This is a genomic window from Halalkalibacterium ligniniphilum, from assembly GCF_000334155.1.
Taxonomy (GTDB): Bacteria; Bacillota; Bacilli; order Bacillales; family Bacillaceae_D; genus Halalkalibacterium; species Halalkalibacterium ligniniphilum.
Genome location: NZ_ANNK01000048.1, coordinates 27,379 through 47,748, shown reverse-complemented (window position 1 = coordinate 47,748; position 20,370 = coordinate 27,379). Strand labels below are relative to the sequence as shown.

Annotated in this window: 17 protein-coding genes; 3 read left to right on the top strand and 14 right to left on the bottom strand. The window is 40.7% G+C overall.

Annotated features, from left to right (window positions below; translation table 11 throughout):
• Nucleotides 1-122: 122 nt before the first annotated feature.
• From tpx to ezrA, 11 genes are all read right to left on the bottom strand, one after another.
• Nucleotides 123-623 (bottom strand): thiol peroxidase, encoded by a 501-nt coding sequence (gene tpx, locus BLT_RS0104280; RefSeq protein WP_017726575.1) that lies wholly within the window; start codon nucleotides 621-623, stop codon nucleotides 123-125.
• Between the two features lie 293 nt (nucleotides 624-916).
• Nucleotides 917-1,378, bottom strand: a complete 462-nt coding sequence (ytfJ, locus tag BLT_RS0104275) for a GerW family sporulation protein (protein ID WP_017726574.1) — start codon at nucleotides 1,376-1,378, stop codon at nucleotides 917-919.
• A gap of 42 nt (nucleotides 1,379-1,420) precedes the next feature.
• Nucleotides 1,421-2,089 (bottom strand): DUF2953 domain-containing protein, encoded by a 669-nt coding sequence (locus BLT_RS0104270; RefSeq protein WP_017726573.1) that lies wholly within the window; start codon nucleotides 2,087-2,089, stop codon nucleotides 1,421-1,423.
• Between the two features lie 99 nt (nucleotides 2,090-2,188).
• On the bottom strand, nucleotides 2,189-2,737 hold the full coding sequence (locus BLT_RS21390; protein ID WP_017726572.1) for an RDD family protein: 549 nt from the start codon (nucleotides 2,735-2,737) through the stop codon (nucleotides 2,189-2,191).
• Nucleotides 2,738-2,754: 17 nt separating this feature from the next.
• Nucleotides 2,755-3,747, bottom strand: coding sequence for a signal peptide peptidase SppA (sppA, locus tag BLT_RS0104260; protein WP_017726571.1), 993 nt, complete (start codon nucleotides 3,745-3,747; stop codon nucleotides 2,755-2,757).
• Nucleotides 3,748-4,025: 278 nt separating this feature from the next.
• Complete coding sequence (locus BLT_RS0104255) at nucleotides 4,026-5,624, bottom strand: amidohydrolase (RefSeq protein WP_017726570.1); 1,599 nt, start codon at nucleotides 5,622-5,624, stop codon at nucleotides 4,026-4,028.
• A gap of 195 nt (nucleotides 5,625-5,819) precedes the next feature.
• Nucleotides 5,820-7,403, bottom strand: coding sequence for an acyl-CoA synthetase MbcS (gene mbcS / locus BLT_RS0104250; RefSeq protein WP_017726569.1), 1,584 nt, complete (start codon nucleotides 7,401-7,403; stop codon nucleotides 5,820-5,822).
• Between the two features lie 211 nt (nucleotides 7,404-7,614).
• Entirely contained in the window at nucleotides 7,615-7,827 is a 213-nt protein-coding gene (locus tag BLT_RS0104245; protein WP_017726568.1) for an alpha/beta-type small acid-soluble spore protein, read from the bottom strand.
• A 165-nt stretch (nucleotides 7,828-7,992) separates the two neighbouring features.
• Nucleotides 7,993-9,201, bottom strand: coding sequence for a tRNA uracil 4-sulfurtransferase ThiI (thiI, locus tag BLT_RS0104240; protein WP_017726567.1), 1,209 nt, complete (start codon nucleotides 9,199-9,201; stop codon nucleotides 7,993-7,995).
• A 3-nt stretch (nucleotides 9,202-9,204) separates the two neighbouring features.
• Nucleotides 9,205-10,347: a cysteine desulfurase family protein gene (locus tag BLT_RS0104235; RefSeq protein ID WP_017726566.1), complete on the bottom strand. Its 1,143-nt coding sequence runs from the start codon at nucleotides 10,345-10,347 to the stop codon at nucleotides 9,205-9,207.
• 361 nt (nucleotides 10,348-10,708) lie between these two features.
• A complete protein-coding gene (gene ezrA, locus BLT_RS0104230) occupies nucleotides 10,709-12,394 on the bottom strand; it encodes a septation ring formation regulator EzrA (RefSeq protein ID WP_017726565.1) in 1,686 nt (561 codons plus the stop codon).
• Between the two features lie 338 nt (nucleotides 12,395-12,732).
• Between ezrA and hisJ the strand changes: the two genes are divergently transcribed.
• Nucleotides 12,733-13,557, top strand: a complete 825-nt coding sequence (gene hisJ, locus BLT_RS0104225) for a histidinol-phosphatase HisJ (RefSeq protein ID WP_017726564.1) — start codon at nucleotides 12,733-12,735, stop codon at nucleotides 13,555-13,557.
• On the opposite strand, the gene refZ is transcribed toward hisJ, so the two are convergent.
• On the bottom strand, nucleotides 13,546-14,184 hold the full coding sequence (refZ, locus tag BLT_RS0104220; RefSeq protein ID WP_017726563.1) for a forespore capture DNA-binding protein RefZ: 639 nt from the start codon (nucleotides 14,182-14,184) through the stop codon (nucleotides 13,546-13,548). The two genes, hisJ and refZ, sit on opposite strands and share 12 nt — an antisense overlap.
• A 145-nt stretch (nucleotides 14,185-14,329) precedes the next feature.
• Between refZ and BLT_RS0104215 the strand changes: the two genes are divergently transcribed.
• Nucleotides 14,330-14,812, top strand: coding sequence for a GAF domain-containing protein (locus BLT_RS0104215; RefSeq protein WP_017726562.1), 483 nt, complete (start codon nucleotides 14,330-14,332; stop codon nucleotides 14,810-14,812).
• Nucleotides 14,813-14,866: 54 nt separating this feature from the next.
• Here the strand turns inward: BLT_RS0104215 and BLT_RS24390 are convergent, their stop codons facing one another.
• Entirely contained in the window at nucleotides 14,867-17,107 is a 2,241-nt protein-coding gene (locus tag BLT_RS24390) for a sensor domain-containing diguanylate cyclase (protein WP_017726561.1), read from the bottom strand.
• Nucleotides 17,108-17,610: 503 nt separating this feature from the next.
• Here BLT_RS24390 and rpsD point away from each other — a divergent pair.
• Nucleotides 17,611-18,213, top strand: coding sequence for a 30S ribosomal protein S4 (rpsD, locus tag BLT_RS0104205; RefSeq protein WP_017726560.1), 603 nt, complete (start codon nucleotides 17,611-17,613; stop codon nucleotides 18,211-18,213).
• Between the two features lie 299 nt (nucleotides 18,214-18,512).
• Here rpsD and BLT_RS0104195 read toward each other — a convergent pair whose 3' ends face one another.
• A complete protein-coding gene (locus BLT_RS0104195; RefSeq protein WP_017726558.1) occupies nucleotides 18,513-20,201 on the bottom strand; it encodes an SLC13 family permease in 1,689 nt (562 codons plus the stop codon).
• Between the last annotated feature and the right edge of the window lie 169 nt (nucleotides 20,202-20,370).

The window sequence follows — 20,370 nt, the reverse complement described above, 5'->3', positions numbered from 1 at the left end:
CACCTTGATACACATGGTAAGATCGTCTTTATAATTTTGAGAAAGCGACTCTTCGGTATCTTTTCCTCTACTAAAAAATAAGATCAAAAAACCCCACTGTAAAAACAGTGAGGTATGTACGATTAGTTTGCTGCTTTTGCAGCTTCAATCGCCGCCTCATAATCAGGATGGTTCGTTGCTTCCGATACGTACTCAACATACGTAACTTCGTCATTAGAATTCACAACAAATACTGCACGTGCAAGTAAGCGTAGCTCCTCAATGGCAACGCCGTATGCTTGTCCAAATGATAGATCACGATGATCAGACAGTGTTTGAACTTGCTCAATCCCTGCTGCTGCACACCAACGCTTTTGGGCAAACGGAAGATCGACACTAATTGTTAAAACAGCTACATCCCCAAGATTCGCTGCTTCTTCATTAAAACGACGAGTTTGGGCATCGCATACACCTGTATCAATCGAAGGAACAACACTGATAAGACGGACACGTCCTTTCGTATCATTCAGTGTCACTTCTGATAAGTCGTTTGCAAGAACCTTAAAATCAGGTGCCTTATCCCCTACTTTTACTTCTTTTCCTAGCAATGTTACTGGATTTCCTTTGAATGTAATCGTTGCCATCAATATTCCTCCTCTAATTAAAAAAGGTCTTTCTATAGTCATCTTAACGACATTGACCAAGCTTTTCAACTACTACCACATGTTTCCGAGGATTTTCTTTTGTACAAACCAGTACGAGCGGCTCGCTCTTTCCACTTGGATGGAAACAAGTCCGTTAAGTAACGCTGAGCAATTTTTCAATGAAGAGGGGGTGAGCGGAAGGGCTTCATCGTTTCATCAGCTTGAACTGAAGCTCCGTCCCCTTTTCCTCAGAAAAAGAATGGGATACACACTCCCATTCTCAGCTTATTTTTTTAAATTGGTGGCTGTTGCGGTGGATTAAATTGATTTGTAGACATTGTGGATGTCGTTGACGTCGATGTTGTTTCGTTTCCGAGCATTTGCTGAATTTTTTCCATTACTTGAGGAGCAAAATCCATTAATTTTTCGTAAAGATGGGTGCTTCCGTCAATATGAACCATTTTCACCCCATGACTATTCACAATGAGAAAGGCAATCGGTGTAATTGACACGCCACCACCACTCCCTCCACCAAACGGATGCTTGTGTTCATCCTGGCCATCATGACTATGCTTGTGCTCTACCATGAATTCACTACCACCGGCTGCAAAACCAAAGCCAACTTTCGAAACCGGCATGATGACGCTACCGTCTGGTGTTTCAACAGGATCACCGACAATGGTGTTCACATCGACCATTTCCTTTAAATTCTCCATCGCTGTCTTCATTAGTCCTTGGATTGGATGCTCTGACATGCTGACTCCTCCTTTAAATCTTGCACTAACCGTGCTAATGTCTTAACTTGTTACATTTTTTTCTTTTTGAAAAGTACGAAAAGACGGCCGACCCTTCCAATGCTTGACGACCAAAATACTCGCGCCTATAGCATACCCCAGTCGAAAGGAGAACATGCACGAAAATCGAGTCTCAGATATAAGCTCTTGATAATGGGGAGTGATCGATAGCTTCGGCATGGAATGCATCCGCATGTAGTTCCCAAAAAGACCAGCAACCATTCCTTTAAGGGTCCACACCATGCTTAAAAGCATTCCCGTTTGAGCTGCATCACCAAGACCTAGGTGACTGGACCATTCTAGTTTTTTCAAATGTATCCGCTTAAGAAGCCAACGGAGAATTCGATAGAAACCAATCACGTGCTGCAAAAAGTCTTGAAATAATTGAATGTTATGGAGAATCTCTTTTACAGATAGCTGAACCCGTTTTTTGTCATCCTTATTTCCTAAATGTTTTTCTTTCTCTACCACAAGGGTTGGTGAGTTTTCATCAATTTTTATTAATGGGGCAGAAAATGTATATTTGAGGTACTTCCAGGCGCTAACCTTTACTTCAAGCAAGTCATCATCTGCGGTATGACAATACTGAATGCGTACGGTAATTTTCGTAATAGCAAGGAAAAGTAGAAGAAATAAAAAAAGAATGAGAACATAAAAGAGAATAGTATTCATATGATTACACCTATTTTCTTGAAGTATCCATTTATTGCATAGTGTTCTCAAATGAAGGAAAAATAAACCTGCTCATCCAAAGAGAGCAGGTTTTCTAAGTCACGCTTCGTGTATGACATACGTATCGGCGATGAAGTCATGAATCCCTTGTTTTTTTCCAGTAAATGCAACAACCAAATAAAGAAGATAGAAAAGGAAGAACACATGGTGAAGGAAGCGACCGACCCCTTCTCGGAAAAGCGCCTCCATCCATGTAAGCTTTTCACCATGCTTATTTACGACCTTTAATCCAAACACCATTTTTCCTACTGTTTGTCCGTATTGCTTTGTCATGATTAGATAATAAACATATCCGATCATTCCGGCTAAAACAACTTCTCCAGAAAACCCTACAACCGTAAATTGGAGATCCAACCCTCGAAACAGAGGATATACAAGTAATCCATTTATACTAAAAATCACGACCATATCAAGAAGAAAGGCCCAGAGACGCATCCAAAACCCTGCATACCTAAGCTCTTTTCGTTCGGTTACAGGAGGGGGAGCGGTTACTGTCGATTTCCGGTCAAGCTTTGAAAAAGATCGCCGTTGCTTCTTCCCAATTGTGCGTGGTCGTCCTGGTACAGTCTGTCGCTCAACATTCGTCATAGTTGTTTGTCCTCCTTTCACTCTGTATATAAATATTTAAGAGTGGGAGAGTTCCGATGGGTTAACAGCTGCTCGATTCCGAGCAATTCATGACTTGGTCCCAGCAGTCGCTGAACGGTCATGGAAAAGATATCATAAAAGCCGGTCTGAGATTCTAGCTGGATGACCGAATAATCCGCTCCCAGTTCTTCTTTCATGAGTTGAATTGCGTTTTCTAAACTCCCAAGCTCATCAACAAGCCCAACTTCTTGAGCTTGCGAACCAGTGTAGATACGCCCGTCTGCAAGTTGACGAACCCTTTCTTCGGATAAGCCTCGACCTTCTTCAATCACACGAACAAATTCATCATAGGACTCATCAATGATGGATTGCAAAATGTCGCGTTCCTCCTCCGTCATTTCTCTTGTTGGTGACATGATGTCTTTATAGGGTCCACTCTTGATTGTGTTCACTTGTACACCATAATTTTCGGCTAGCTCTGCCACATTGATTGATTCCATGATTACCCCAATCGAGCCAGTGATGGTTTGTGGGTTTGCAATAATTTTATCTGCTGGTGCAGCAATATAATATCCACCGGAGGCCGCCATATTCCCCATAGACACATAAATCGGTTTATGATTTGCCTCTTGAATGGCGAGGATTTTTTGATGAATTTCAGCGCTCTCAACAACTCCCCCACCTGGTGTGTTCACATTTAAAATAATTCCTTGCACACTTGCATCATTTGCTGCTTGATCAAGCTGCTCAAGGAATGCTCGGTGATTATAGCCACCTGCATCAAAAAATCCAGTAGCTCCTCCTGTATCTTGGATGACGCCATTCACATCGAGAACAACAATCGTCCCGCTGATGTCACTTCCTTCTTCAATCACACGTTGACTAAACTGGTCGTTTCCAAAAAACAGATCTCCATCGGAAAAAGCGATCGTCGCAAATGAATTGACAGCGATGGAAGCTACAAGTAGCATTGCTGCTGCAATAAGCGCAAGCCAGCGTTTTCGACTCATACTTTCACTCCTCTTTTTCATACCTTCTGTGAAAAGGGGACGGAGCTTCAGGTAAAATGGATGAAGCAATGAAGCTCACGCCACCTTCAATGAAAGGGTGGCCAACATTACCTGACGAATTCGGTTTCATCCATGTGGGAAGATCCAGCCTTTCATACAGGTTTTTGGTAACTCACCTCATCAAAAGCAATCATACCATACGAAATCTGTCAGGTCATGAGAAACCATGTCACAACAGGGACAAGCACAGAGGCTTCTTTTTACACATAGCATCGATTTTACGCCTTTTGTTCATACATCACTGAATTATCCACAACTGTTTTTAATACCTTTGCATGTATAATTTCATCTGGTTCACATGTAAAAAGGTTCGTATCAAGGATGGTAAAGTCCGCTACGTATCCTGGCATAATTTTTCCTCGACTCGACTCTTTTTCAATCGCATAAGCACTGCCAGCTGTATATAGCTTAATTGCTTCAAATGGCGAAAGCTTTTGCTCAGAAAGATACCCTGGGTGTTCTGTTTCTACTGGTTTTTTTCTCGTTATGGCAGCGTGAATCCCTAGTAACGGATCAACAGGTTCTATCGGTGCATCGGAGCCCCCTGCACAATAGATCCCTGCCTCTAAAAGCGTTCGCCACGCAAATGCGTATCGGAGCCGCTCAGAACCTAAACGCTCCTCGACCCACGGAAAATCAGATACAACAAAGCGCGGCTGCAGATCTAAAATCACCGGTAATTTTTTCATTCGTTCAATTAAATCAGGTCGTGCCACTTGAACATGGATAAGCCTATCTCTTCCATGGGTAAGAGGATGTGCCTCGATCGCATCCAACGCCATTTCAAGGGCCTTGTCTCCAATCGTATGAATGGCGACCGCCATCTTCATCTTCCTCGCTTTATCAACAAGCTGTGCTAATTCAGTGGAAGAATGGATCGCTACACCTGATGTCTCTGGGGCATCATTGTATGGGTGACTGAGTAATGCGGTTCGTGCACCAAGCGCCCCATCAGCAAAGATTTTCATCGCTCCGAATTCAAGAAATGGGCTTACCGATCCTGAGTGATACCCTTTTGCATGCATTTCGTCCAAGGCTTCATGGTGAACGAGTAAATGAGCTCGAAACTTGCACTTCTTTCCATCAATCACACTCTGAAACGCTTGAAAGGTTGATGTGAACCCGTTATAGTAGCTTAAATCCTCTGTATGTCCACCGACTAAACCCCGTTTGTGCATATCTGCAACGGCTGTCATGAGGGCTCGTTTTACATAAGTATTGGAAACAGGAGGAACAGCTTGTTTCACAAGCTCTTGAGCGGCATCGAGCAAATAACCAGTGGGCTCTCCATTCGTATCACGAACGATAATCCCGCCTGGAGGGTCTTCCGTTTCTTTTGTAATTCCCGCCCGTTTTAACGCTTCACTGTTAACAAGAACAGCGTGACGGCAAACTCTCGATAAGAGCATTGGCTTCGTATTTGAAATCTCATCTAACTCTCTCCGATGAAAGATTTTTCGATCTGGAAAATAATTTTCATTCCATCCTTCTGCAAAGATCCATTCACCTGTTGCCACTTTTTTTGCTTCTTCCATTAGCTTTTCTTTCATCGACTGTGAAGAGGTTACTGTCGATAAATCTAGCCGGATCAGTTTCTCACCATGTCCGATCATATGAAGATGACTATCAACAAAGCCAGGATAAACAAAGGCTTCATGTACATTCTGTTCCTCAACGATTCGATTGTGATACCTTTTTCGTAAAGCTCCGGCTGAGCCTGTATCGATAATGTGACCATTTTCTACATAAACAGCTTCAACGGACGCTGACTCTTTTTCCATTGTAAAAAAACGCCCATTCCACCAAAGCGTACCCATTTTCACTCTCCCTCTCTGATTGCACTTTTTATATTGCTTCTATCATCGTGCCAAAAAATCGATGCTGCTGCAAACAATCGTAAAAATAAACAAGAAGGAGAATAGGGATTCTCCTTCTTGTTTATTAGGTATAAAGGTAGCAATATTCCCTTTATGAAGATGTGGCTTCTCAACCACGTGAACAATGTTTCTATGCTAAGCCTTTCGCTTTCTTTCTAGCTGTCGAAGCTCGACTCGACGGATTTTTCCAGAAGTTGTCTTCGGTAATGCATCAACAAACTCAACTTCACGTGGATACTTATAAGGAGCTGTGATTTCTTTTACATGCTCCTGCAATGTTTGAATAAGGTCTTCATTCCCATCCTCAGGATTTTTTAAGACAACAAACGCTTTCACGATCAGACCTCGAACTTCATCAGGGCTACCCACTACCGCACATTCCTTTACAGCTGCATGCTTAGTTAGAGCATCTTCAACTTCAAATGGACCGATTGTATAGCCTGAGCTAATAATAATATCATCACTCCGTCCTTCGAACCAAAAATACCCATCCTCATCCATTTTCGCTTGATCGCCAGTAATATAATAGTCCCCACGGTAGGCCATTGCCGTTCGCTCAGGATCTTTATAATATTCTCGGAATAACGATGGTGCGTTTTTATGGATCGCAATGTCGCCCACTTTGCCTGGTGGAAGGATTTGCCCCGCATCACCAAGAATCACAACATCATTTCCAGGTGTCGGTTTCCCCATGGAGCCAGGCCTTAACTCCATCCCAATTGTTGTTCCGATAAGTAATGTATTTTCCGTTTGACCATATCCATCTCGTACCTCCACATTAAATGCGTTCCGAAACGTTTCAATGACTTGACGGTTTAGAGGCTCTCCAGCTGATACAGTGCTTCGCAAATGTGGTAGAGAGTAAGAGGTAATATTGTCCACCTTCGCCATTAAACGATATTCTGTTGGTGTACAACATAGAACGTGAATCTTTTCTTTTTCTAAGATTGATAAGTATTGATTTGGGTCAAACTTTCCGTTATAAACAAATGCGGTTGCCCCTACTCCAATTGTTGAAAGAAAAGGGCTCCAAATCCACTTTTGCCAGCCTGGAGCGGCTGTCGCCCAGACAAGATCGCCCTCTTTTACACCCAACCATTGCTTCGTCGCTGTTTGAAGATGGGCAAACGCCCAGCCATGCGTATGAACCACAGCTTTAGGATTCCCAGTCGTTCCTGATGTGTAAGGAAGAAATGCCATCTCATCTCGTTTTGTTTGAACACCCTGATAGGACCCGTTTTCAGTTTTTGCTAAATGACTAAGGTTAAGCCAACTATCCGCTTCGCCACCGACAATGAACTTTTTTTGCAACGAGGGTATTGGTTCTGCAATTTTTTCCACTTCTTCAACCGACGTATGATAGGCAATAATAGCTTTTGCTTCAGAATGACGTATACGATAGCTTAAATCTTTTGCACGCAGCATATCAGAGCAAGGGATGATAACAATACCTGCTTTTAAACACGCTAAATAAGCGTAGTATGCTTCAGGGATACGAGGCAATATTAACAACACACGATCCCCTTTTGACACACCTTGCCTGTTCAGGGCTTGTGCATATTTGTTCATTCGCTCAGTCAATTCCCTATATAAAATATCTTGACGTTCTCCAGTATCATCCATCCACCTAACAGCGATGCGACTTGGGGACTCTGCATACTTTTCAACTTCTGCTGTCAAATTATAGTACTCTGGCGCAAGCAGTCGTTCTTCACTCATCGTTTTCCCCCTTAAAAACATTTATCACCATTATACTGAATGACATGATTTTTTTGAACATTCTTTCATCAACTACACTGGTAAAAAAATTTGACAAAAATCGAGCCAGTTCAATTATGATGCTGATGTACGTATATATATAGATGCTTTTCCTTCAAAATGAAACAGAGAGTGGAATCATCCACTCTCTTTAAAGCCATGATATAAATAATTATTGTTGTTGGTAACCACTCATTTGTTGCTCAGCCATTGAAACAAGACGCTTTGTGATTTCTCCACCTACTGAACCATTCGCACGAGATGTAGCATCAGCACCAAGTTGTACACCGAATTCTTGAGCAATTTCATATTTCATTTGATCAAGAGCTTGTTGTACACCAGGAACTAAAAGCTGGTTTCTGCTTCCGCTATTGTTGTTAGCCATGTTTGTCTCACCTCCTCCGTACTTATAGAATGAGTCGGAGGCAATGAAAACATGCAGTGTGATAGCTGGTAATTGTTGTGATAGCTACCACCTTATCTTAGAAAAGGTGCTTAGTATAACATTTCATTTATAAGTCACTCTTTCAGCTGTTCATGGTCAGGATTTTTAAAGCAACTCTTCGACGAGTTGTTCTGAATTTGAGCCGCCTTCAATTGTCAGCACCTCTGTTTCGTCAACTGCCTTTTGAATAAATTGTTCAATCTCGATATATTGCTCAAATTTATTTGCATGCTCTCTTTTTGGCTTAGTTTTTGATTCCGCTGGTAAAAAAATCGTACAGCAATCCTCATACGGTAAGATTGAAATCTCATAGGTGCCTATTTTTTTTGCCCATTCAATCACTTCGAGCTTATCCATTGTAACAAGTGGACGAATGATCGGATAGTTGGTGACCTCATTAATAGTATGCATGCTGTGCAAGGTTTGGCTTGCTACCTGACCTAGACTTTCTCCAGAGGCGATGGCAAGCGCCTTCGTTTTCTTCGCTAGCTCTTCACTAATACGAAGCATCATTCGCCTCATGATCGTCATTTCGTAGTTTGTCGGAATGTTTTTATGAATCTGCTGCTGAATTTCAGTAAATGGGACGAGGTGAAGCTTGATATTCCCACCAAACTTCGTTAACGTCTTTGCTAGGTCAATTACTTTTTGCTTTGCACGTTCATTGGTGAACGGGGGACTATGAAAATGAATGACCTCAAGCTCCGCGCCTCGCTTTAGGGTCATATAACCAGCAACAGGACTATCAATTCCTCCAGAAAGCATCAATAATACTTTTCCACTCGAGCCAACAGGTAGACCACCGGCTCCTTCAAATTGCCCTGACGTAATATATGTCCCACTTTCACGAACTTCCACCTTTACTTCAATATCGGGATTATGGACATCTACACGAATCGATTCTGTTTGTGAAAGGACGTAGCCACCAATGTGATGGTTTAATTTTTGTGAGTCAATAGGGTAATCTTTATACGCACGCCTTGCTTGAATTTTAAATGTTCGAACAGGTTTTTCGTTTGTTTGAATAACCTGTAGCGCTGCTTGCTTCATTTGCTCCAAGTCATTTTCCACCCTTACAGCAAGGCTAAATGAATGAATGCCGAAAATATGCTTCAGCTTGTCGACCACAGGTATATGGTCTTGACCGTTTAATTCAATCACAATTCGACCAAATGTGCGACGCAAGCGGAGCAGAGTAAATTCTTTTAACGTTCCCTTGATATTTTGTACAAGTCGTTTTTCAAAGGAAGTTCGGTTTTTTCCTTTTAAGGCAAGTTCTCCATAGCGGACCAAAATATGATCATATACTAGCATTTTTTATCTCAAGACCTCCAATAGCTTAGGTATTTGCTTGTGTAGTTCTTTCACGAGCATCTCCACTTCTTCTTTTGTATTTTGAAAGGAAAGACTGACACGAATTGCACTTTCTGCACGAGCTTTTTCCATTCCCATTCCGAGCAATACATGACTAGGCTCTGTTTTTTTCGACGAACAAGCCGACTTCGTTGAAACGTAAATTTCCTTTGCTGAAAGGGCTTGGATTAGAACCTCTGGTTTCATCCCTGGAACAGAAAAATTGACGATATGGGGCGCACTATGATCACGATCCGTGTTGAGGATCACACCTTTTATCGTCTCAAGTTCATCCATCAACTTATTGCGAAGATTCATTAGCTGGGTTTTCTTATGCTCAAATTGCTCAATTGACAAGCGAAGTGCTTTTGCCATTGAAACAGCACCAGCTACGTGCTCCGTTCCTCCACGCACGTTTTGCTCTTGCCCGCCTCCATGGAAGAGAGGTGTGATAAGAACACCTTCTTTTTTATAAAGAAACCCCATTCCTTTTAAGCCATGAAATTTATGTGCGGAAAAGGTAGCAAGGTCATAGTAGCCATCTTGAAACGATATCGGGACTTTCGTCGCCCCCTGCACATGGTCAATATGGAAGCGAATTTTTTTATAATGACGCAAACGTTTTCCAATTTCTTCAATTGGCTGAACAGTGCCCGTTTCATTATTTACATGAAGAATGGAAACAAGGGTCGTTTGCTCCGTTAACGCCGCTTCAATCATATCAGCGGTAATCAAGCCTCGTTCATTTGGCTTTACATACGTGACATGAAATCCAAGGTTTTCAAGCTCCGTAAAAGCTTCCAAGCTAGATGGATGCTCCACTGCCGATGTTACAAGGTGGTTGCCACGCCCTCTTAGCTGGAAAGCGGTTCCTTTTATCGCTAAATTGTTTCCTTCTGTACCTCCAGAGGTGTAAATAATTTCATTAGGTTTGGCAAAAACGAGCCTTGCAATTTGTTCTCGAGTTAACGTTAATATTTTTTCTGCCTCAAGGCCAAGCCCATGTAAGGAAGAAGGATTTCCGAAATAAGTGAATGCTGCCTTTTGGTATGCTTCAATGACTTCCCTATACGGCTGAGTCGTCGCACTATTATCTAAATAAATCATCTTATCTTGCCCTTTCTTTCACAGTTCAGTTCAACTTCTGCATCCCACAATCTTAGCACAAGTTTTGCAGCAAAGAAATGTACGTAGATTATTGTGGTCAATACATTTGTCATCGAAGGGAACAGTAACAAGTATTGGTCATCATCATCATGCACCTTACCATTAGCTATTCCTTTTTAAGTCGATGTTTAACGCACATAAACAAAACTTGGCTTTTTCGCCAAGTCCTTTATAGCGAAAGCCTTCGTTGCAGTTATACTTAGGCCTTCAAATTTTTAACTACGTCAATAAATTCCTAAGTTAAAAAATTTATACTTGAACGTACAAAAAAAGGAACAGCATCGTGCTCCTTTCTTGTCGACTAGCCCGCATGGCTTTGAAGTTTTTCAACTACATCCGTTTCATATGGTTCAATGGCTTGAATCGCAAGCTCAATTGCCTCATCATACTCATATGAACGGAACATTTGCTCCGCAGCTGCTAAAAGCTGATGCACCTTTTCCGACTTGCTCCGATAGCGATTGCCATATTGAATCAATTGCTCTGAAAGCTTTGCTTTTTCAATCGTGCTTTCAATCAATGCCTGATTCTCCTCGACTGCTTTATGAGCCTCATTTACTAACGCAGTCACTTGTCCCATTTCCAAAGGAATTTCTTCTAATTTATTCGCAGCTGCTAAAAGCTTTTCCTCTCCTTCTTCAAGCTTAAAGAGAAGCTTTTGTGGCACACCTGGTATATTGCTTTTTTGTAGCTCTCGTTTCCCATTTAATAATGTTTGTTTTAAATCTTTTAATGCCTCTTTCGCCTTCAACTCATCATGGCGTAATGACGTCAACGATTCTTGTGCCTTGATAATTTGCTCTTGAATCTTCTGTAGTCCCTCTTCCCATTCATTAAGCATCATATGAAGAGAGCTATACGTTTGCTTTTGGTGCTCGACTGAATCATGGATGACCTGCAATTGCTTTGAAAGTTCATTTAACTGCTTTCCGATTTTTTGTTGAGACGCAAGCTCTTCCTCCGCAAGCCGATAACTTAATTGTACAGATTCGGTTTCCATTTTCAAATCTTTCAGTCGTTCTTTTGTCTGTTCTAGATTCTGCTCAAGTGTAGGAATTGCTTCGATTAGCGTTTGCTTTGCTTTGACTTCATTTTCGAGCGTTCCATACATTTGCTCGACGTTTTCCGTTATTTCTTTGATTGTTTCCTCAAGTCCCTCACAATCCAAGACAAGAAGCCTATTTACTAAACCTTGTCGTTGCTCTTCCAAAGCCTCCAACTTTACATCAAATGCAAAAGACGTTAGATAAAAACCAGCATCCTCCATTTCTTTCATCCCGGCTTGTAATTCTGAGAAATCTGCTGGTAAATTCGTCTGAAGTTCAATAAACAGCTTTGGAACACGATCAAGCAGATCACGCACTTCACTTAATTGTTCAATTGCTTCATTTAAGATGTCAGACGCTTGTAAGTAATTACCAGATTGTGTCAGTTCATCAAAAGAAGCCAAGTGAGAAGCAACTCGGTCAAGTTTTTCATCAAATGCTATTGCTGTACCCGCAAGCGAACCACGCTTTGTTAATACATGTTTTCGAAGCTCCTGGAACTCAGCCTGTGCTTCTCTAATACCTGAGCGGTTATTCTCCTCGCTCTGAACAAAATGCTCCACTTCTTTTACCATAAGTGAAAGCTGTTCCTCAATGGTATTTAATCGCTGCTCAACAGTTACAAGCACCTGTTTTGCTTTTTGGAAGCGATACTTATTCGCCAGCTCTTCAATATCAAACAGCTGTTCTTCAATATTCGGTAAAATCGTTCCAACGATATCATCCCACTCGGTACGCCATGTCTCAAACTTTTCTTCTGTTTCTCCAGACATATTGAGGCCTTTAACTTTACCAATTTCATCGGGAATCGGTCGATTTAAGATATCATTTTTCCAATCTTCTAGCTTGTCCACTTCCTTATAGATCTTCTTCCGAGTTAATGCACCATATACAAAGAAAATAATTCCAATTATAATTGCTGTATAGAGAAGATAGGACATGTGAGGTCTCCCTTCCTTTTCCTAATGTGAAGGCCCCATTTTATCTAAAAATCACGCTCATTTAAGCCGATTGCGTAATCCTATGTATTTTATGGGCAACACGTATAATAAATTCACAGTAATATTACGAATGATTTCGTTTCATATCATCGCTAAAAGCAAGATGCCTTCTTGCTTCGCTTAAATTGTTAAAATCCCTTCTTATTTCAACAAATTTCTTTTCATTTTTCATTCATCAATGTTATGTAATATGATACCATGAAACCGTGTATTTGTATTATTTTTTTCTCTTTTTATAATACACTCTTTAGCGTAATCGATAAAGGATGTGACAAAATTTGATAACCTATGATGGACACGTTCATACGCCTTTTTGTCCACATGGCAGCAAGGACACCCTGCAAGCGTATTGTGATTATGCTCTTGAACTTGGGATGAAAGGTCTTACATTTGCTGAGCATGCTCCTTTGCCCAAATCTTTTATTGATCCCACTCCCGAGAAGGATAGTGGAATGTCTTGGGAAAGGCTTCACGATTATTTTCTTGCTGTCAAGGAGGTTAAACGCCAGTATGAAGGCAGATTAACGATCTCAATGGGTCTCGAGATTGACTACATTGAAGGATATGAAAATGAAACAAAAGCTTTTCTAAACGAAATCGGTCCCGAGCTTGATGATAGCATCCTTTCTGTTCATTTTCTTCGCCATCAAAACAAATATGTTTGCCTTGACTATAGTCCTGAGTCCTTTGCTGAACTTAGCCAGCTGTACGGCTCAACGGATAAGGTTTATGAAAATTATTATGAAACGTTAACAAAATCAATCCTTTCTGATTTAGGGCCATACAAGCCAAAGCGTATTGGTCATATGACGTTAGTTAATAAATTCCAAAAAAAATTTCCAGCATCCTTAAGCGAACGCCAGAAATTGAGGGACTTTAAAATTTTATCTTATGTGAAAGAACAAGGTCTTTCTCTCGACTATAATGGTGCAGGGTTGGCAAAACCATATTGCAATGAGACATATCCACCTAAAGCTGTTGCCGAAGAAGCCGCCAAACGAGGAATTCCTTTAATCTATGGCTCAGATGCACATACAGCAAAAGGTTTAATGACAGGCTTTGATCAACTTTCACAAAACGTATCCCTTTCCTCACCTGTTTAGCACCACTGATTTAGGGTGAGGCATTTGGCAAAGACATGAATCTACCCAACGTCGAACATAGTTCATGTAGCGCTTAATAAAGGCATGGTCTGTTAGCGATAATTGGTATAGCTCTCGTAAATAATGTGGATGCAAAAAAGGCATCGTAATCATTCCTCGAAGCTGCATAATGACAAAATCAACGGGTTGTTTACTAAATTCTCGCTCTTTCTTGCCTTTTTGAAGCATCACTTCATAATAATGCTTTTCTTTTCGTAAGTAGGTTGACATCACTTCTCGAACCAAAATCGAGTCTAGTGTCATCTCCCTCCATACGAACCGAGCCAAATGATGATTGGATTGCTCATATTTTAAAAGTTCTTCCATCATAGCAAGTAAGGTATCCCTTGTCGTCCGTTCATATGGTTGATTTAGGCATCGCTCCATCACGAGTAAATAGCCTTCTAAAAATTGAACGACAAGTTGTTCGAGCAGCCCTTGTTTTCCACCAAAATAGTAAGAAACTAAGGCGACATTTACTTTTGCTTTTTCTGCAATATGACGGACAGACGTCCCATGATAACCTTGGACATTGAAAAGGGCAATCGCTGCTTGAAGGACTTTTTCCTTTGTCGTTTCATTACTCATTTGTTAACCCTCCTCTTCTCATTACTAGAATCTTTTCTTGATGAGGGAGGGACTTCCTGTACAAATCGGTCGACAATACGGAAAAAGCTTTCTACAAAATCTTTGTTCATTCTCATTAAACCATCTAAAGAAAAGAGGAATCATTATGTTTCATGTCGAATCTTATCAAGGAACACTAGCAGAGCAGTATCAACGATTAAATAAACAGCTCACTGCACTTCTCGACGGAGAAGATGACCAAATTGCCACTCTCGCAAACGCAGCCGCTTTATTAAACCAATTTTTATCCGATGTCAATTGGGTTGGCTTTTATCTTATTAAAGGTGAGCAGCTTGTGCTAGGACCATTTCAGGGCTTACCCGCATGTGTTCGCATTCCTTTAGGGAAAGGTGTTTGTGGAACGTCAGCGTTAAAAAGAGAAACACTTCGAATTGCTGACGTACATGCATTTCCCGGCCATATTGCATGTGACGCAGCGTCACGCTCTGAGATCGTTATCCCTTTAATAAAAGATGGTCATCTGATCGGGGTCTTAGATATCGACAGCCCTCTCAAGGACCGTTTTAGCGAGGAGGAACAGGATGGTCTTGAGCAGTTTGTTAAAACCTTAATCAATTATCTAGGCTGATTCATGTAGAATAAGGCTGACACTTTCACTGATGTGCCAGCCTCTCCAGTTCATTTACGATTCATAAGGAGTATAGCTTTCGGCAACGACTCGATTTTTCCCAGATTCTTTTGCAAAATAGAGCCTTTTGTCCGCCTGCTCAAAAAGACGCTGGGAGCTAATTTCTTCATCCCTTTGATGCCAAACGGACAGCCCACAGGATACGGTAACATTTGGGTTTGTTTTCATAGCCACTGCCTTCACAATACGTTGGGCAATCTTATAGCCAATGACCTCCTCAACTTTTGGTAGATATACCGCTAGCTCTTCTCCTCCCCATCTTGCCGCAATGTCTTCATCTCGTATGCTTTGCTGAATGATCGTTGCAACTTGAATAATGATATCGTCCCCTACCTTGTGTCCAAATGAATCATTAATTTCTTTAAAATTATCAATATCCAAAAGAATGAACGCTCCCTGAGGGTCTTTTGCGATTGATTCTTGGATTTTTTCATCTAAATAATTTCGCGAATACAATCGAGTTAAATAATCGGTGATCACCATCTTTTCAAGCTCTTCATGGAGCATAGAATTCATAAAAGCAAGTGTTGAATGATGAATCAGTGATTGAATTAATTTAAAATCTTCGAAAGTAAAATGGTAAGGTTCATGATGAACCACAAGCACAAGGCCTTTTAACTCCTCACTTTGAACCATCGGCAATGCTAAGATAGAGCGATATGGCCCAAAACGAATCTCTTCATGTTGTTCAGAATCGCCAATGTAGACGGCATCTTTATTCTTTTGTATCTCATTCACAAACATTGATAGCTTTTGTTTCGTTACTTCTTTCTGGAATAAAGGTGTACTCCCTTCCAACACTGTTAACTCACCATTTTGAAACAAGAGAAAGCCTACTTCCTCTGCACCAAATGCCTGCTTCATTTGCTTAGACATAAATGTAACTGTATCAGCTAACCTTAAATTTGAATTTAATTGTTGAGAAGTCTCATTAATTAGTTGAAGATCGTGGATTAATTTTCGGGACTGCTGATAAAGCTCCGCATTTTCTAACGCACTACCTCCTGTATCAGCAAGCATCTCAATAAACTCAATTTCACGTTTAGGAAAAACAATGGCTGACTTTGTCTCTACCTGCATTATTCCATATACCCCTTGCTTTCCTCTTAAAGGGACATACAGGGCTGCTCTTTGATTCGTTTGATGATTATTAATTTGGGTTTGCCCCGTTAAATAAGCGTGTTCAGCCGTTGGATTTCCTCCGTTACTTCCATATCTTAATGGCTTAATTGGAAGGGCCTCGTCTACTGCCCATTCTCTGGACAAGTAGAGATGAACTTCGAATGCTGGAAACATTTCATTAATCGCAAATAAGACTTCCCCTAACACTTCTCCAATATCCATTGAAGAATGAAACTTTTTCGTTACGTGTAAGAGTAAGTCACTTCGCTTGCTGTTCATCACGGTTTGTTCTTTTTCGTACCCTTGGACAAGCAGCGGTTCTAGCATCTTAAGGAAGGTTGTCATTGGTTCGAGAAATAATGAAGGTTCTTTCATAGAGAACATTCCAATTAAACCGTAGTCCCCTGATAATTTAATCAAATGCTGCCATGAGCCATATTCATGAAACAGGTTATTGTCGATTGTATAAGAAGCCTCCGATACGGATGGGTGTAATTGTTCATGATGGATAGAGAAGGATGAGGATTCATTAACGATCTGTTGAACAGATGAAGCAATCGGCACATAATAATCGTCTGATTGCTCAAAAAATACAACCGTCAGATCCTTTTGACATTCCGTAATACAGTGAATTAGCGCATGGACAAGTTGGTGAAAACTAAGATTAAAATTGGCTTTCTCAATTACATTGTCCACCGTTAAAATTAATTGGAAAGGCTCCTTTTTCCTGTTAAACTCCATCGCACAATTTCTTACGAACGCTACTGCATCCTTAACGGTCATACTCTCCTCTGGAATAACAAGTCCCAGATACCCAGTCGGCCCTTTACTGGAAAGGTCAAGCCAAACTTCTTGGCAACAAATGATCCACTCTTTATATACTTTTGGGGTGGTGAATGAGGAAGGGTGCTTTCGAGCATGAAATGCAGCATTCTCTATTCTCTCATTGGTTTCGCCAAAGGTGTTCATGTGAAAAAGTGGGCCGTTTTTTGAAGTAACAAAAAGAACGGCATGTTTAAAAAGACTTCCCGAATGTTGAGAATCTCCCTTGATTTTGTTTACTATGCTCGTAAAAATATCGTTGGTTTCATTTTTTCGCTCAAAAAACTCCATCTTATTATCACCACACTGCCGTCCTTTTTCCTTAATTGTTCTCTCTATAGTTCTCTCTCTAGGAAGTAAATCCTTTAATTGCTTTCAATTTTTTTAGGAGAATACTTTTAGTTAATTTCAATTTATTTCAAAAAAAAAGAGACAAAATTATTACATTTCCACATTATTCCCTGGATTATTTTCCATTAAAGTATACTTCATTCCAATACAATTTACTATACGATGATGTCGATCTTTTCATTGTTTTTTATGTGCGAATCTTGACTCACTCTTTTGAACAGGTTAAAATAGAGAACATGTGAAATAAGACAGCCAAGGTAAACATGAAATGTGCACCCCTTCATTTTGTTCCTTAAACGGCGGCTGAATAAATCGTTTAAGGTGCATCGAGTAACTTCTAGCTGTCGAAGCGAGGATGCAGAACAGCAAAATGAGCATGTCATGGGATTACCAAACTGTTGTTATTTTGCAACTTTCAAAATAACAAAGGAGGAGTCGTTTTTATGGCTCGTTACACAGGTCCATCTTGGAAATTATCTCGTCGTTTAGGAATTTCTCTAAGCGGTACAGGAAAAGAATTAGCAAAGCGCCCTTATGCTCCAGGTGAGCATGGTCCAAACCAACGCAAGAAGCTTTCAGAGTATGGTTTACAGCTTCAAGAAAAACAAAAGCTTCGTCATATGTACGGAATGAACGAGCGTCAATTCCGTCGCCTATTTGATGATGCAGGAAAAATGTCTGGTATCCACGGTGAAAACTTCATGATTCTTCTCGAATCACGTCTGGACAACTTAGTGTACCGTCTAGGCTTAGCACGTACTCGCCGTGCTGCTCGTCAGCTTGTTAACCATGGCCACATTACAGTAGATGGTAAGCGTGTAGATATTCCATCTTTCCGTGTAAAACCAGGTCAAGTAATCGGTGTACGTGAAAAATCCCGTAACCTTGCAGTAATTAAAGAAGCATTAGAAGTAAATAGCTTCGTACCTGCATATGTTACATTTGATGCTGATAAGCTTGAAGGGACTTATACTCGCTTACCAGAGCGTTCTGAGCTTCCAGCAGAAATCACTGAAGCGCTTATCGTCGAATTCTACTCTCGTTAATCATTCATTGCCAAAAGAGTCAGCCAATGCTGGCTCTTTTTTTGTGTGAAAAGGCGACGGAGCTTCCGTTCCAGATGAGAAAACAGCGAAGCCCTTCCGCTCACACCCCTTCATTGAAAGGTTGCTCAGCTTTACTTGACGAACTCGTTTTCATCCAATCGAGAAAGCAAGTTGCACATACTGCTATCGGTGAAAAAGGAACCTCAAATGAATGTTTTTATTCTCAACTATCATATTCCAAAGTGGACAAAAAAATGATTCAGAGATAGGAAGAATCTCTGAATCATTTTTAAGAAAAATTATGAACGCCACTCAGTTGGGAATGTTGATAAATCGATCCCCATAACGAGCGGTAAATACAAGTAAACTGCAAAAATGATGATAATCGTTGCTACAACATTTACCCAGAAGCCAGCACGCACCATATTTCCAATCGTAACCTTTCCTGTTGAGAAAACAATGGCATTAGGAGGGGTTCCTACTGGAAGCATAAACGCACAGTTTGCGGCCATAGCTGCAGGTACCATTAATGCTAATGGATGAACATTAACAGCTAGTGCAAGTGCAGCAACAATCGGTAAAATCATCGTTGCAGTCGCTGTATTTGACGTGATTTCCGTTAAAAACATGATTAATAACGTCGTGACGGTAATCATAAGTAGCATGCTCACTCCATCTAAAATGGTGAGCTGATTTCCAATCCAATCAGCTAAGCCTGATTCCTGGAACCCTGAAGCAATGGCCAAACCACCACCAAAAAGAAGGAAAATTCCCCATGGAATCTCTTTAGATACCGTCCAATCAAGCAGGAAAGTCCCCCGCTTGCTTCTTGAAGGGATTAAGAACAATAGCAAGCCAGCAAAAATGGCAATCATTGTATCATTAATGTTTGGAATGGCGATAATAAGCCCGCCTTCTTGCCAAAAGAACGTTCGAGTTATCCACATAAACGCTGCAAAAACGAAGACACTAAATACCATTTTTTCTTCAAATGATGCAGGTCCTAGTGCTTTCTTTTCTTTAAGAATTAATTCTTTTCCACCAGGTAATTGCTTAATATTAGTTGGATAAGCAATCGTAACTAAATAAACCCAAGCTAAGACAATCATCAGGACAACAAGTGGAAGTGCAAAAAACATCCATTCAGCAAAAGAAATTTGATAGCCAAACAAACGTTCAACTGTACCGGCAAGGATAATATTAGGCGGCGTTCCAATTAACGTACCTAGCCCACCAATCGTCCCAGCATAACCAATCCCGAGAATCATTCCTTTATTAAAACGCTCTTCGTCTTCTATAGAGTTGTTACCTGCTCTTTTCAATGCTTGTGCAGCTTGATACGTAATTGCTGTCCCAATTGGAATCATCATCATTACAGCTGCTGTGTTTGAAATCCACAGAGATAAAAACGCTGTTGCAATCATAAAGCCTAAGACAATTTGCTTTGTACTTGTACCAATCATCTGGATAATTGTTAAAGCAATTCGTTTATGAAGCATCCATTTTTCCATAGCTAAGGCAATCAAAAAACCACCTAAAAACAGAAAAATAATTGGATCACCATAGGAAGCTGTAACAGTTCCAGTTTCTAACGCTCCTGTAATTGGCAATAAAATAATCGGCATTAATGAAGTTGCCGGAATGGGAATCGCTTCTGTTATCCACCACGTCGCAACCCATAGTGTAATTGCTAGCACGGCTAGTCCTTGAGAACTTAAGCCTTCTGGACTGAAAAATAAAAGTGTTAACGTGAATAAAATAGGACCTAATAACAGACCGATTTTTTGATGGGTTTTATATGGTGATGGCTCGTTCCCCTCTTGGCCTGGATCATTTGGCGAATTTGACGCACTCTCATTTGAATTGCTTTCCTTCCTTAACGCCTCGGCATTCTTTTTCGTAGGAATAGCAAATAATAAGAGCCGTTTAACTTGTTCATGCGAGTGCCACAAATGCTTTGAGACATTCGCAAAGACTGTTTGAATCATTCTATCAACTCCTTCTTAAAAAGTGAAAATAAAAACTATTCCTTATTATAAAGCGCTTTCAGTATTGGAAGGTATTCTGACCATATTGGTTGTTTTGGTCTTTTTGGTCTACTGAAAAATTCGAATTTATTTTTTATTTCCATAAACGCACAAGTACCTAGCTTAGACG

Bases quoted from the DNA above. Each gene is read 5' to 3' on its own strand.
- BLT_RS0104270 (WP_017726573.1), bottom strand. From the start codon at position 2,089: ATGAATACTATTCTCTTTTATGTTCTCATTCTTTTTTTATTTCTTCTA.
- BLT_RS0104245 (WP_017726568.1), bottom strand. From the start codon at position 7,827: ATGGCTAACAACAATAGCGGAAGCAGAAACCAGCTTTTAGTTCCTGGT.
- BLT_RS24390 (WP_017726561.1), bottom strand. From the start codon at position 17,107: ATGGAGTTTTTTGAGCGAAAAAATGAAACCAACGATATTTTTACGAGC.
- BLT_RS21390 (WP_017726572.1), bottom strand. From the start codon at position 2,737: ATGACGAATGTTGAGCGACAGACTGTACCAGGACGACCACGCACAATT.
- ytfJ (WP_017726574.1), bottom strand. From the start codon at position 1,378: ATGTCAGAGCATCCAATCCAAGGACTAATGAAGACAGCGATGGAGAAT.
- BLT_RS0104195 (WP_017726558.1), bottom strand. From the start codon at position 20,201: ATGATTCAAACAGTCTTTGCGAATGTCTCAAAGCATTTGTGGCACTCG.
- BLT_RS0104235 (WP_017726566.1), bottom strand. From the start codon at position 10,347: ATGATTTATTTAGATAATAGTGCGACGACTCAGCCGTATAGGGAAGTC.
- mbcS (WP_017726569.1), bottom strand. From the start codon at position 7,403: ATGAGTGAAGAACGACTGCTTGCGCCAGAGTACTATAATTTGACAGCA.
- ezrA (WP_017726565.1), bottom strand. From the start codon at position 12,394: ATGTCCTATCTTCTCTATACAGCAATTATAATTGGAATTATTTTCTTT.
- refZ (WP_017726563.1), bottom strand. From the start codon at position 14,184: ATGAGTAATGAAACGACAAAGGAAAAAGTCCTTCAAGCAGCGATTGCC.
- thiI (WP_017726567.1), bottom strand. From the start codon at position 9,201: ATGCTAGTATATGATCATATTTTGGTCCGCTATGGAGAACTTGCCTTA.
- BLT_RS0104215 (WP_017726562.1), top strand. From the start codon at position 14,330: ATGTTTCATGTCGAATCTTATCAAGGAACACTAGCAGAGCAGTATCAA.
- sppA (WP_017726571.1), bottom strand. From the start codon at position 3,747: ATGAGTCGAAAACGCTGGCTTGCGCTTATTGCAGCAGCAATGCTACTT.
- BLT_RS0104255 (WP_017726570.1), bottom strand. From the start codon at position 5,624: ATGGGTACGCTTTGGTGGAATGGGCGTTTTTTTACAATGGAAAAAGAG.
- tpx (WP_017726575.1), bottom strand. From the start codon at position 623: ATGGCAACGATTACATTCAAAGGAAATCCAGTAACATTGCTAGGAAAA.
- rpsD (WP_017726560.1), top strand. From the start codon at position 17,611: ATGGCTCGTTACACAGGTCCATCTTGGAAATTATCTCGTCGTTTAGGA.